Raw genomic sequence first — 12,707 nt, 5'->3', positions numbered from 1 at the left:
TCCCCCTCACCGGCCTGCGCCCCCGACCCCGGCCACGCAGCCTCGATCGCCGCACGAAAACGATCCCGCGCCGCCGCATCCCCCGCAGCCCCGCGGTTCAACACCGCCACACTCGCCTGCCGCCCCTCGGCATCCACCCCCAGATACACCACCCCGGCAGACGTCTCCGCCAACCGCGCCGACAACCGATACGGCCCAAGCTGAACAGGATCACCCGATGGCAGCGGCCTCGACATGGCCGCCAGACTAACAACCCACACCCACCACCAGACCCCACCACACCCGCATGTCCCGCACACCCCCGCAAACGTGATCGCGTAGGGTCGAAAGGAGCGCCCGGCCGCTCCCCGCGGAACCACTCCGAGGACAGTGAGGACGCCCAATGACCACCGCCGCCCACGATGTCGACCAGGCCGCGACCCTCCTCCAGCAGACCGTGAGCGAGGTCAAAAAGGTCATCGTCGGCCAAGACCACATGGTCGAGCGTATGGTCGTCGCCCTCCTCGCCAAAGGCCACTGCCTCCTCGAAGGCGTCCCCGGCGTCGCCAAGACCCTCGCCGTCTCCACCCTCGCCCGCGTCGTCGGCGGCACCTTCGCCCGCCTCCAATTCACCCCCGACCTCGTCCCCTCCGACATCGTCGGCACCCGCATCTACCACCCCTCCACCGAACAGTTCGACGTCGAACTCGGCCCCGTCTTCGCCAACTTCGTCCTCGCCGACGAAATCAACCGCGCCCCCGCCAAAGTCCAATCCGCCCTCCTGGAAGTCATGGCCGAACGCCAGGTCTCCCTCGGCGGCAACACCTACCCCCTCCCCCAGCCGTTCATCGTCCTGGCCACCCAGAACCCCATCGAATCCGAAGGCGTCTACCCCCTCCCCGAAGCCCAGCGCGACCGCTTCCTCATGAAGATCGACGTCCGCTACCCCGGCGCCCACGAAGAACTGCAGATCCTGCAACGCATGAGCGTCGACCCACCCGAAGCCACCCCCGTCCTCGCCCCCGACCGCCTCACCGCCCTCCAACGCGCCGCCGCAGAAGTCTCCGTCCACGAACTGGTCGCCGACTACATCGTCCGCCTCGTCATGGCCACCCGCGAACCCGACCAGTACCGCCTCCCCGACCTCCGCCAGGTCATCGAAATCGGCGCCAGCCCCCGCGCCACCCTCGGCCTCGTCGCCGCCGCCCGCGCCCTCGCCCTCATCAACGGACGCGACTACGTCCTCCCCGACGACGTCCGCGCCGTCGCCCGCGACGTCATGGCCCACCGCATCGTCCTCACCTTCGACGCCCTCGCCGACGGCGTCGACACCAACGAAGTCGTCGCACAGATCCTCGCCGCCGTCCCCCCACCCCGCGTCGTCTGGAACCACGGCGCCGCGGTGAGCGCATGACCGCACCCGCACCCCACCCCCACCGGGGCACCCCGCACAAAGCCTCCCCGGCGCCCCAGCCTGCCTTCCACCCGCCCGCCGACACCCCCGCCCGCCCACGCCGCACCGACAAACTCGCCGCCCTCGCCCCCGAACGCACCCTCCGCCGCCTCGAACTCGCCGTCACCCGACGCCTCGACGGCCTCCTGCACGGCGAACACATGGGCCTGCTCCCCGGCCCCGGCACCGAACTCGCCGAAGCCCGCCTCTACCAACCCGGCGAAGACGACGTCCGCCACATGGACTGGGCCGTCACCGCCCGCACCACCACCCCCCACGTCCGCGACCTCATCGCCGACCACGAACTGCACCTCTGGGCCCTCACCGACCTCAGCCCCAGCATGCAGTTCGGCACCACCACCCTCCTCAAACGCGACCTCGCCGTCGCCGCCCTCGCCGCCGTCGGCTTCCTCACCGTCCGCCTCGGCGACCGCGTCGGCGCCTACCTCCTCGGCCCCGGCGGCCTGCGCCGCTGGCCCGCCCGCACCGGCAAAGCCGCCATGTACACCCTCCTGCAAGGCATCCTCGACACACCCACCCCCACCGCCGACACCCACCCCCACACCCCAACCCCCGACCTCGCCCAGGCCATCACCGCCCTGCACCGCGGCCAGACCCGCCGCGGCCTGCGCGTCATCGTCTCCGACTTCCTCGACCCCACCGACCCCGCACTTCACAACCCCCACCCCGCCTGGGAACGCCCTCTCCGCCGCCTCGCCGCCCGCCACCAGGTCCTCGCCGTCGAGATCATCGACCCCCGCGAACTCGACCTCCCCGACGTCGGCCTGGTCGAAATGACCGACCCGGAAACCGGAACCGTCCACGAGATCGTGCTCAACCGACGCACCCGCCAACGCTACGCACAGGCCGCCGCAGCCCAACGCCGACGCACCCGCGACGCCCTCCGCCGCTGCGGCGCCCACCACCTCATCCTCCGCACCGACCGCGACTGGATCACCGACATCGCCCGCTTCGCGCTGCGCCAACGCCGCGCCGCCGGACGCGCCGTCGCCGCCCAGGGGGTGCGCCCATGACCTTCCTGTCACCCGAACGCCTCTGGCTGCTGGCGCTGCTCCCGGTGCTCGCCGCCGCCTACGTGCTCGTACAGCTGCGCCGCCGCCGGCACACCGTCCGCTTCACCAACCTGGCCCTGCTCAGCCAGGTCGCCCCCCGCCGCCCCGGCTGGCGCCGCCACGTCGCCGCCGGCCTGTTCCTCAGCATGATCCTGCTGATGATGATCGGCTTCGCCCGCCCCGCCACCGGCGTCAAGGTCCCCCGCGACCGCGCCACCGTCCTGGTCGCCGTCGACGTCTCCCTGTCGATGATGGCCCGCGACGTCGCCCCCACCCGCTTCGAGGCCGCCAAGGCCGCCGCCAAGAAGTTCATCCGCGACCTGCCCAGCCGTTTCAACGTCGGCGTCGTCTCCTTCGCCGGCAGCGCCAACCTCGTCGCCGCCCCCTCCACCGACCGCGAGGCCGCCATCGCCTCCATCGACCAGCTCGTCCTGGCCAAGCGCACCGCCATCGGCGAGGCCGTCTTCACCTCCCTGCAGGCCGTCCGCTCCTTCGACGCCCAGGCCAGCCAGGGCGACCCGCCGCCCGCCCACATCGTGCTGCTGTCCGACGGCGACAACACCACCGGCCGCACCGTTCCCGAGGCCATCGACGCCTCCCGCGCCGCGAACGTCCCGGTTTCCACCATCGCCTTCGGCACCCCCTACGGCACCGTCGACATCGAAGGCGAGACCACCAGCGTCTCGGTCAACAAGGAGACCCTGCGCATGCTCGCCGAGAACACCCAGGGCAAGGCCTACGAGGCCGCCGACGCCGACCAGCTGTCGGAGGTCTACGCCAACATCGGCAGCTCGCTCGGCTGGAAGATCGAGCACCGCGACGTCTCGGCCCGATTCACCGGCATCGCCCTGCTGTTCGCCCTCGCCGCCGGCGGCACATCCCTGCTCTGGTTCTCCCGCCTGCCCTGACGGCCCCGCCCCGTCCGGCACGGCGGTCCCGTGCGCTCCGGCGGGACGCCCGCCGTGCGCGGCCGTCCCGCAACGCTGGTACGGTCGGCCGACGTGGGGGAACACTACTTCGCCTCGCGGCCCGAGGCGCCCAGCCGCCGCCGCACCGTCGATCTCGTCCTGCCCGACCTGCACCTGCGGCTCGCAACCGACAGCGGCATGTTCTCGCCCGACCGCATCGACCCCGGTACGCGCATCCTGCTGGAGACCGCGCCGCCTCCCCCGGCTGCCGGCACCCTCCTGGACCTGGGCTGCGGCTACGGCCCCATCGCGCTCACCCTGGCGACCCGTTCGCCCCAGGCGATCGTGTGGGGGGTGGATGTGAATCGCAGGGCTTTGGAGCTGGCTGAGCAGAATGCCACAACCGCGGGCCTTGACAATGTAAGGTTCTGCTTGGCGGACGAGACCGATCCCGGGCTCCGCTTCGACGCGATCTGGTCCAACCCGCCGATCCGCATCGGCAAGAAGGCCCTGCACGACCTGCTGCTCGCCTGGCTGCCCCGCCTCACCCCCGGCGGCCGCGCCCACCTGGTCGTCCAAAAGCACCTCGGCTCGGACTCCCTGCAGCGCTGGCTGAACGACCAGGGCTTCCCCACCGAGCGGATCGCCTCCCGCTCCGCCTACCGGGTCCTCGCCGTGTCCGCCCGAACGCAGGAAGGCCGAACGCCATGAGCAAGCCGCGCACCGCCGCACCGGCCCGCCGGCAGCTGCGCCCCACCGACGTCAAGCGCCTCAACCGCGACTGGCGCCGCCGCACCGACGCGCGCCTGGGGCTGCTGGTCGAGTCGGTCACCCAGCCGTTCAACATCGGCTCCATCCTGCGCAGCGCCGCAGCCTTCGGCGTCGAGCACCTCTGGCTGGCCGGCAACGCCACCACCCCCGACCACCGCGGCGTCGGCAAGACCGCCCTGGGCAGCGAACGGTTCGTCCCCTGGGAGCACGCGGGAACCGCCGCCCAGGCCGCCGCCGCCGTGCGCGAGGCCGGCCTGCGCCTGGTCGCGATCGAACTCACCGGCGACGCCCAGCCCCTGCACGAGGCCCCGCTCGACGGAGACGTGTGCCTGGCCGTGGGCGGCGAGGACCACGGCTGCTCCCCCGCCCTGCTGGCCGCCGCCGACGCCGTCGCCTACATCCCCCAGATCGGCCGCGTCGGCTCCCTCAACGTCGCCGTCGCCACGGCCATCGCCCTGGCCGAGGCGCGCCGCCGCGAATGGGCTCACGACCCCACGCCTTGACAAAGTAAGGCGACACCCCGGGACGGTGAAGATCGCCTGCGGCCGCGCCGCACGGCGATAATCGGGACGTGCGGCGCAGCTACGCATTCCTCGACCACGACGGCCCCATCGCCTTCGCCCACCGCGGCGGGGCCGCCGGCCGTCCCGAGAACTCCATGGCCGCCTTCCAGCGCGCCGTCGACCTCGGCTACCGCTACCTGGAGACCGACGCGCACGCCACCGCCGACGGCGTCGTCGTCGCCTTCCACGACCGCACCCTCGACCGCGTCACCGACCGCCGCGGCGCCATCGCCCGCCTCCCCTACGCCGAGGTCGCCAAGGCCCGCATCCACGGCACCGAGCCCATCCCCCGCCTGGACGACCTGCTCGGCTCCTTCCCCGACGCCCGCTTCAACATCGACCTCAAGGACGCCCCCGTCATCGGCCCCCTCGCCCGCGTCCTGCACCGCACCAAGGCCTGGGACCGGGTGTGCATCACCTCCTTCTCCACGCGCAGGCTCGCGCAGATGCGCGCCCGCCTGCCGCTGTTCACCGACAAGGAGGTGTGCATGGCGCTCGGCCCCCGCGGCGTCATGGCGCTGCGCGCCAAGTCCTACGGCGGCCCCGCCGCCAAGCTCGTGCGCCTGGCCGCCACCGGTGTCGCCTGCGCCCAGGTCCCCTACGGGCTGGGGCCCGTCCCGTTCGTCACCGAGTCGTTCGTCGCCCAGGCCCACGAACTGGGCCTGCAGGTGCACGCCTGGACCGTCAACCGCCGCGCCGAGATGGAACGCCTCCTCGACCTGGGCGTCGACGGCATCATGACCGACGACCTGATCGCCCTGCGCGACGTCATGGCCGCCCGCGGCCTGTGGCGGCCCGTCCCCGCCTCGCCCGACGGCCGCTGAAAGCCCGCCGGCCCCCGGTCAGCCGGTGGCGGCGGCGTCCGCGGCCCGGTCGGCCAGCAGCCGCAGGCTCTCCACCGCCGCCGACCCGGCGGGGGCGTGGTAGACGGTCAGGACCTGCTCGTCGTCGTCGGGCAGCCGGAACGACTCGAACGACAGGGCGAGGTCGCCCGCCAGCGGATGGCGCAGCCGCCGCACGCCGTGGCTGCTCTTCCTGACGTCGTGGCGGGCCCACAGGCCGCAAAACTCCGCGCTGCGCGCCGACAGATCGCCCACCAGCGCCGCGAGCCGGGGATCGTCCGGCCGGCACCCCGCGTACAGGCGCAGCGCGCCGACGACGTCCGCCGCCACCGCCTCCCAGTCCACGAACAGGCGCCGATGGCCGGGCCGCAGGAACACCAGCCGGGCCCAGTTGCGCTCGCAGAGGGGCAGCCGGCCCCAGTCGCCGAACACGGCCGCCGCCATCGGGTTCCAGGCGAGGATGTCGGTGCGGCGCCCGGTCACGTAGGCGGGCACCGTCTCCAGGGAGGCCAGCATGTCCCGCAGTGCGGGGCGCACCCGGTCCCGCTGGGGCGGCGCGTCCCCGTGCCGGCGCCGGCACTTCACCAGATGCGTCAGGTGCGCGTGTTCGGCGTCCGTCAGCCGCAGGGCCCGGGCGATGGCGTCGAGCACCTCGAAGGACACGTCGTTGCCCCGGCCCTGCTCCAGACGCGTCAGGTAGGCGACCGACACCCCGGCGAGCTGCGCCAGCTCCTCGCGGCGCAGCCCCGGCACCCGCCGGTGCCGCCCGCCGGACGGCAGCCCGACGTCGGCCGGCTTCACCCGGGCCCGGCGGCTGCGCAGGAACGCGCCGAGCTCGCCGCGCGGATCGACCGCCGGCTCACCGGCGTCCGCCGCGTCGTCCGCTTCAGCCCGATGGTCCATGGGTGCATTATCCCGGTTGCTCCCCACCCGGCGGAGCCCGCTCGCCCGGCGGGCGCCGCCGGGCCGTTTCCCAGCCGGCTCGCTGCGCGTCGCGGGACCGCACGGCGGCGCGGGCCGCAGCGGGACGCATCCGGGAGGCGACGGCCAGCGCGAGGGCGACGACCGCGGCCATGGTCAGAAAGGCGCCGGAGAAGGCGGCGCCGGCCTGACCGGAGTGCACGGGGTTGACCGCGCCGCCGGCGTGCCGCCCGGCGGTCACCGGCACCCCGAACAGGGCCGGGCCCGCGCCGGCGCCGAGGAACCGGGCGCCCTGCAGAATCTCCGGGCCGGCGCCGACCTGGTCGGGCGGCAGCGCGCCGGCCGCGGCGCTGATGACCGGTGTCAGCACGAAGATGAAGCCGACGCCGAGACCGAGCATCCCGGCCGCGGCGGGGACCGGCGACCCGGTGCCCGCGAACACCGACAGGAGCAGGGCGAACAGCCCCATGGCCGCAAGGCCCGCCGGCACCGGGGACCGGGTGCCGGCGACGGTCGGCGATGCGCCCGGCCGGCGGCGACAGAACGGCGGCGCCAGGACGGCGGCGCCAGGACGGCGACGGCGATCCCCGCCGGGATCATGACCAGGGCGCCCGCTCCCGGTGTGAGACCGTTGACATCGACCACCGGCAGCGGGACGGACACCAGGCCGCCCGGATCGACGGTCGTGGCGAGGAACGGCTCAGGGGGTGAAGCCGGGGCGCTGAGGGCCGCCGGGGCCGGGAGGGCGGTACTGGGCGGCGATGCGCAGCGGGGCCTGGTGGGGCGGGGGCGCGGGCTGCGGCTCCGGGCGCTCCTCCACGCCGGACGAGCCGGTCTGGATGAGGTGGAGGCGCCCTTCCCGCAGGCTCTCCAGCAGTTCGAGGTCCTCGGCCGACACCAGGGCCGCCATGACCTTCCCCCGCCGGGTGAGCGCGATTCGCTCCCCGGAGTAGGCGACCCGGTTCACCAGGTCGGCGAACTCCGCGCGTGCCTCCGTCACCGGCTTCTCCACGTGTTCATCTTACGGCGAACTCCCCTGTCATCCCGGGCGCCGCCGACGTAGGCTCCCGGGTTGAAATGTACAGTACGTACCGAACGTACAGATGATGTCGGGAGGGTTCATGCGCGAAGGGCTCCGGCAGGGCTTCGGCGAGGAGCGGTCCGGCCCGGCGACGTACGTGGGCAGGAGCGAAGCGGCGGTGGACGTGCCGGCGCGGCTGGGGCAGGAGCAGCTGATGCACCGGCTGCTCGACCAGCGGATCGTGCTCCTCGACAAGGAGATCGACGACGACCTGGCCAACCGGGTCTGCGCCCAACTGCTGCTGCTGGCGGCGCAGGACCCGCACCGCGACATCACCGTCTACATCAACTCCCCCGGCGGCGTGGTCGACGCCGGGATGGCGATCTACGACATGATGCAGTTCGTGCCCAACGACGTGGCCACCGTCGCGCTGGGCCTGGCGGCGTCCATGGCGCAGACGCTGCTGTGCGCGGGCGCCCCGGGCAAGCGGTACGCGCTGCGGCACGCGCGGGTGATGATGCACCAGCCGCACGGCGGCATCGGCGGCACCGCGTCCGACATCAAGATCCAGGCCGAGCAGTCGGTCTACCTCAAGCGCGTGCTGGCCGAACTGCACGCCCGGCACACCGGGCAGCCGCTGGAGCGCATCGAGGCCGACTCCGACCGGGACCGCTGGTTCACCGCCGAGCAGGCGTTGGAGTACGGGTTCGTCGACCGCGTCGTCGACAGCACCGACCGGGTGGACGCGTGATGGGGCGCCTGCCGCGGGCCGAGGGCCGGTACGTGGTCCCCTCGTTCGTCGAGCGCACCGCGTACGGCCACAAGGAGATGAGCCCGTACAACAAGCTGTTCGAGGACCGGATCGTGTTCCTGGGCGCACCGGTCGACGACACCGCCGCCAACGACGTCACCGCGCAGCTGCTGGCGCTGGAGGGCATGGACCCCGACCGTCCCATCAGCCTGTACATCAACTCGCCCGGCGGTTCCCTGACGGCGATGATGGCGGTGCTGGACACCATGCGCTACATCCGCCCGCAGGTGGAGACCACCTGTGTGGGGCAGGCGGGGGCAGCGGCGGCGGTGCTGCTGGCCGCCGGGGCCCCGGGACGGCGGGCGGCGCTGGTCAGCTCGCGGATCCTGCTGCACCAGCCGGCGGTCGAGGTGTCCCGCGGGCCGTCCGCCGACCTGGAGGTCCAGGCGCGGGAGATCAACCGGCTGTGGGAGCGGATGGCGGAGATCCTGGGCGAGGCCACCGGCCGGGACCCGGCGCGGGTGAGCGAGGACATCGCGCGCGAGCGGTACTTCACCGCCGCCGAGGCGCTGGAGTACGGGCTGGTCGATCATGTGCTGACCACGCGCGGCCGGCCGGGTGCGGGGGCGCCCGCCGGGCCGAACGTTTCTGCCGGGCGGCCCGGCTGACCGGATAGAGCAGGGTTGGAACGGCCCCGCGACGGGAATCTTGTCACGGTCAGCAGCGTTGGCTAGGACGAGACCGCAAGCCGTCTGGGAGGCACGTGACGATGGCCGAGCGCGCACTTCGCGGCACTCGACTCGGAGCGACGAGCTACGAGAACGATCGCAATACCGATCTTGCTCCCCGTCAGGAGGTGGACTACACCTGCTCCCGGGGGCACCGGTTCACCGTGACGCTCGCCGCCGAGGCCGAAGTGCCGATGACCTGGGAATGCCGCAACTGCGGCGTGACGGCGCTGCGGGTCGACGGTGAGGCGCCGCAGGCGAAGAAGGGCAAGCCGCCGCGCACCCACTGGGACATGCTGATGGAGCGCCGCACGGTCGAGGACCTTGAGGAGGTCCTGGCCGAGCGGCTGGCTATCCTGCGGGCGGGCCGCAGAAAGACGGCCTGACCCCGTTCCGGCTCGGATGCGGTCCGTGCCGTCACACCGGCGACGGCACGGATCCGCGGCCGCGTCCCCCGACCGCGCTTGCAGACCTGGTCTCGCCTCTGCCGGCGGCACATCGGCGCTCCCCTCGGTCGTCCCTCGGATGCTCGCCTCAGAGCCGTCAGCGCCCGCCGCGAACGTTGATCTCGCCGCTGCCGCCGTCGTCCTTGATGACCTCCCCCGGCACCACCGTTCCCGTCGGCGTGCCGCCGGTGCCACCGCTGCCGAACGGGTCGCGGATGCCGAAGGGGCCGAACGCCTCGTCCATCCCCGGCGGGGGGACGGTCCGGACGCCGGCGGCCCGGACGCCGGCGGCCCGGACGCGGCGGGCGACGCGGGCGGCGAGCAGCCGCCGCAGCAGCGGCCGGGTGACCGGCAGCACGAACGCCAGGCCGAGCACGTCGGTGAGGAATCCGGGGACGAGCAGCAGCATGCCGCCGATGAGGATCAGCGCGGTGTCGGCGGGTTCGCGGCCCGGCGCGCGGCCGCGGCCCAGGGTCTCCTGCAGGTCCCGCCAGGCGCGCCGTCCCTCGCGGCGGACGATCCAGCCGCCGAGCAGGCTGCCGGCCGCCAGCAGCGCGACCGCCCACCAGGGGCCGATCGCCTGCACCGCCTGGACGATCAGGTAGATCTCCAGGATCGGCAGCAGCAGGAACGCCAGAACCAGTACGAGCGGCAGCATGGCTCCATCTTCAGCTAGGCGGTCGGCCCTTCACCTGTGTCAACGCCGGGGCGGCGGCGAACGTTTCCACGCGGCGGCCGCACCCGCCGGCCGGGTCTCCCCGAGGCGGGCCGGATGCGGCCGTGATGGGCGGGGGTGCGGGTCAGCGGGGCGGGCGGCGCTTGCGCAGGCGCGTGCTGGTGCCCCACTGGGTGATCCGCCACATGGCCTCGACCATGATGTCGCGGTTCATCTTGCTGGCGCCGTGGGTGCGTTCGACGAAGGTGATGGGGACCTCCACGACCCGCAGCCCCTCGCGCAGCGCGCGCAGCGCCAGGTCGATCTGGAAGACGTAGCCGCGGGAGTCGACGCCGTCCAGGCCGATCTTCTCCAGGGTGGCGGCGCGGAAGGCGCGGTACCCGCCGGTGGAGTCGTGCAGCGGCAGGCCGAGCATGAGCCGGGCGTAGGTGTTGGCGCCGCGGGAGAGCACCTCGCGGCGCAGCGGCCAGTTGCGGACCTGGCCGCCGGGCACCCAGCGGGCGCCGATCACCAGGTCGGCGTCGGTCAGGGCGCCGAGCAGCCGGGGCAGCTCCTCGGGCTGGTGGGAGCCGTCGGCGTCCATCTCGACCATGACGTCGTAGCCGTGGTCCAGGGCCCAGCGGAACCCGGCGATGTAGGCGGCGCCCAGACCGTTCTTGGCGGTGCGGTGCAGCACCTTGATCTGGTCGTCGGCCGCGGCCATGGCGTCGGCGACCTCGCCGGTGCCGTCCGGGCTGTTGTCGTCGACCACCAGCACGTCCACCGACGGCACGGCCTTGCGCACCCGGCCGACCAGCCGCTCGATGTTGTCGCGCTCGTTGTAGGTGGGCACGATGACCAGCACCCGACCGAGCTCGGCTGGGATCTCCATCGGCGTCAATTCCCCTCGTCTTGTCCGGCGGTTGCCCTCGCGGCCGCCGCGACCGCCCCCGCGGCCAGGAGCACAAGCGCCCATTCGGGCGCCGCGCCCAGTCGGTCGGCCACCGTCCGCGACGTGCGCGCCGGCACGGCGGCGACATGCATGTCGGGGACGAACTCCCGCGACCGGTAGATCATCCGGCCGTCCGGGGCGACGACCGCGCTGATGCCGCTGGTCGCCGCAACCAAGATCGTACGGCCATGTTCGACCGCCCGCAGCCGGGACATCGCGATCTGCTGCGGGGGCAGGCTGGTGCGCCCGTAGGTGGCGTTGTTGGTCTGCACGACCAGCAGGGAGCCCGCGGACACGTCGCGGACCTCCTTGTCGTAGGCGACCTCGAAGCAGATGACGTCGCCGATCGTGGTCGGCCCGAGGCGCAGCACGCCCGAGCGGGTGCCCTTGGCGAAGTCGCGGGGGATGCGCTCGAACCGGGTGATCAGCTTGGTGAGCAGGGAGCGGAACGGCAGGTACTCGCCGAACGGGACGGGGTGCCGCTTGACGTAGTAGTCGCCGGGGCCGGCGCGGGGGTCCCAGACGATGCCGCGGTTCTCCACCTTCTGCCCGTCGGGGGTGTCGACCAGGGCGCCGACGAGCACGGGCACGCCGATGTCCTTGACGGCGCCGTCGATGGCGGCGTAGGCGTCGGGTTCGGCGAAGGGGTCCAGGTCGCTGGCGTTCTCGGGCCACACCACCAGTTCGGGGCGGGGCAGCTGCCCGGCGCGCACGCGGGCGGCCAGCTCGTGGGTGCGGCGCACATGGTTGTCCAGGACGGCCCTGCGCTGCCCCAGGAAGTCCAGGCCGAGCCGGGGGACGTTGCCCTGGATGACGGCGACGGTGACCGGTTTTCCGTCTGTGGGCGTCGGGATGAGGAACGCGCCGCCCACGACGGCGGCCGACACGGCCAGGGCGACGGCCAGGGGCCGGGCCGCGGCGCGGTGCAGGCGCAGGCCGCGGCGCGCCCGGGCGGCCGCGACGACGGCGTAGGCGGCCAGCGCGCCGACCAGGGCGGTCAGGAAGGTCACCAGCGGCGCGCCGCCGACCGCCGCCCACGGCGTGAAGGGGGAGGCGGTCTGGCTGAACGCCAGCCGCGCCCAGGGGAAGCCGCCGAACGGGACGCGTCCGCGGACCGCCTCCTGGGCCACCCACAGCGCGGCGGTCCAGACCGGCCAGCCGGGCAGGCGGGTGACCAGGGCGATTCCCGCGCCCATGGGCGCCCAGTACAGCGCCTCGATCAGGCTGAGCGCGATCCACGCGTCCGGGCCGACGGGCCGGACGCCCTCCAGCACCGGGACGAAGAACGCCACGCCGCCGACGAACCCCAGCCAGGCGCCGGTGCGGGCGGGCAGGCCGCGCAGCGCCAGGGTCAGCAGGGCGACGCCGACGAGCGCCAGCGGGGGCAGGTCGGCGGACGGGAACGCAAGCCACAGGATCAGGCCGCCGGCCGGCGCCAGCAGGATGCGGGGCCAGCCGGCCCGCCCGCCGCGGCGCAGCCGGACCGACCAGGCCGGGCGTGCCGTGCGCGCGGCGTCCGCCTCGGCCGTCCCGGCCGTGCCCGCCGCGTCGGCCGCTGCGGGCTGTTCCGGGAGAGTCTCCTGCGCCACCGGCACGCTCCTCCGCTCGTGCTGTTCCCCTGGCCGAACGGTACCGGGCCGCCGG

15 protein-coding genes are annotated in these 12,707 nt (G+C 73.7%); 9 read left to right on the top strand and 6 right to left on the bottom strand.

Going from position 1 to position 12,707, the window contains the following annotated elements:
* Positions 1-382: 382 nt before the first annotated feature.
* From QSK22_RS10190 to QSK22_RS10165, 6 genes are all read left to right on the top strand, one after another.
* The gene (locus tag QSK22_RS10190) at positions 383-1,393 is read left to right on the top strand and encodes an AAA family ATPase (RefSeq protein ID WP_285493810.1); all 1,011 of its coding nucleotides are present in this window, start codon (positions 383-385) and stop codon (positions 1,391-1,393) included.
* The gene (locus tag QSK22_RS10185; RefSeq protein WP_285493809.1) at positions 1,390-2,466 is read left to right on the top strand and encodes a DUF58 domain-containing protein; all 1,077 of its coding nucleotides are present in this window, start codon (positions 1,390-1,392) and stop codon (positions 2,464-2,466) included. Before QSK22_RS10190 ends, QSK22_RS10185 begins: the two co-directional genes overlap by 4 nt.
* Entirely contained in the window at positions 2,463-3,413 is a 951-nt protein-coding gene (locus QSK22_RS10180) for a VWA domain-containing protein (RefSeq protein WP_285493808.1), read from the top strand. The genes QSK22_RS10185 and QSK22_RS10180 overlap by 4 nt, the downstream gene beginning before the upstream one ends.
* A gap of 93 nt (positions 3,414-3,506) precedes the next feature.
* Complete coding sequence (locus QSK22_RS10175) at positions 3,507-4,124, top strand: class I SAM-dependent methyltransferase (protein ID WP_285493807.1); 618 nt, start codon at positions 3,507-3,509, stop codon at positions 4,122-4,124.
* Positions 4,121-4,687: a TrmH family RNA methyltransferase gene (locus QSK22_RS10170; RefSeq protein ID WP_285493806.1), complete on the top strand. Its 567-nt coding sequence runs from the start codon at positions 4,121-4,123 to the stop codon at positions 4,685-4,687. Before QSK22_RS10175 ends, QSK22_RS10170 begins: the two co-directional genes overlap by 4 nt.
* A 68-nt stretch (positions 4,688-4,755) precedes the next feature.
* Positions 4,756-5,571, top strand: coding sequence for a glycerophosphodiester phosphodiesterase family protein (locus QSK22_RS10165; RefSeq protein ID WP_285493805.1), 816 nt, complete (start codon positions 4,756-4,758; stop codon positions 5,569-5,571).
* An 18-nt stretch (positions 5,572-5,589) separates the two neighbouring features.
* On the opposite strand, the gene QSK22_RS10160 is transcribed toward QSK22_RS10165, so the two are convergent.
* The 3 genes from QSK22_RS10160 to QSK22_RS10150 all read right to left on the bottom strand — a co-directional run bounded on the left by QSK22_RS10160 (position 5,590) and on the right by QSK22_RS10150 (position 7,510).
* Positions 5,590-6,492 (bottom strand): helix-turn-helix domain-containing protein, encoded by a 903-nt coding sequence (locus tag QSK22_RS10160; protein WP_285493804.1) that lies wholly within the window; start codon positions 6,490-6,492, stop codon positions 5,590-5,592.
* Between the two features lie 7 nt (positions 6,493-6,499).
* Complete coding sequence (locus tag QSK22_RS10155; RefSeq protein WP_285493803.1) at positions 6,500-6,979, bottom strand: MFS transporter; 480 nt, start codon at positions 6,977-6,979, stop codon at positions 6,500-6,502.
* 231 nt (positions 6,980-7,210) lie between these two features.
* On the bottom strand, positions 7,211-7,510 hold the full coding sequence (locus QSK22_RS10150; protein WP_285493802.1) for a type II toxin-antitoxin system Phd/YefM family antitoxin: 300 nt from the start codon (positions 7,508-7,510) through the stop codon (positions 7,211-7,213).
* 235 nt (positions 7,511-7,745) lie between these two features.
* Here QSK22_RS10150 and QSK22_RS10145 point away from each other — a divergent pair, with 235 nt between their 5' ends.
* From QSK22_RS10145 to QSK22_RS10135, 3 genes are all read left to right on the top strand, one after another.
* On the top strand, positions 7,746-8,282 hold the full coding sequence (locus tag QSK22_RS10145; protein ID WP_502872294.1) for a ClpP family protease: 537 nt from the start codon (positions 7,746-7,748) through the stop codon (positions 8,280-8,282).
* A complete protein-coding gene (locus QSK22_RS10140) occupies positions 8,282-8,950 on the top strand; it encodes an ATP-dependent Clp protease proteolytic subunit (protein ID WP_285493800.1) in 669 nt (222 codons plus the stop codon). Before QSK22_RS10145 ends, QSK22_RS10140 begins: the two co-directional genes overlap by 1 nt.
* A 101-nt stretch (positions 8,951-9,051) precedes the next feature.
* Positions 9,052-9,396: an RNA polymerase-binding protein RbpA gene (locus QSK22_RS10135; protein ID WP_285494043.1), complete on the top strand. Its 345-nt coding sequence runs from the start codon at positions 9,052-9,054 to the stop codon at positions 9,394-9,396.
* Between the two features lie 157 nt (positions 9,397-9,553).
* Here QSK22_RS10135 and QSK22_RS10130 read toward each other — a convergent pair whose 3' ends face one another.
* The 3 genes from QSK22_RS10130 to lnt form a co-directional block, all read right to left on the bottom strand.
* Positions 9,554-10,114, bottom strand: a complete 561-nt coding sequence (locus QSK22_RS10130) for an FxsA family protein (protein ID WP_285493799.1) — start codon at positions 10,112-10,114, stop codon at positions 9,554-9,556.
* 142 nt (positions 10,115-10,256) lie between these two features.
* Positions 10,257-11,003, bottom strand: coding sequence for a polyprenol monophosphomannose synthase (locus QSK22_RS10125; protein WP_285493798.1), 747 nt, complete (start codon positions 11,001-11,003; stop codon positions 10,257-10,259).
* Positions 11,004-11,008: 5 nt separating this feature from the next.
* Positions 11,009-12,652 carry an apolipoprotein N-acyltransferase gene (gene lnt, locus QSK22_RS10120; RefSeq protein ID WP_285493797.1) on the bottom strand — a complete coding sequence of 548 codons (1,644 nt, stop codon included), beginning with the start codon at positions 12,650-12,652 and terminating at the stop codon, positions 11,009-11,011.
* Between the last annotated feature and the right edge of the window lie 55 nt (positions 12,653-12,707).

Origin of the sequence: Actinomadura sp. NBRC 104425 (assembly GCF_030269545.1) — a bacterium.
Lineage (GTDB): Bacteria > Actinomycetota > Actinomycetes > Streptosporangiales > Streptosporangiaceae > Spirillospora > Spirillospora keratinilytica.
Note: the sequence above shows the minus strand (reverse complement) of the source record. Positions and strands in the feature narration are given on the sequence as shown.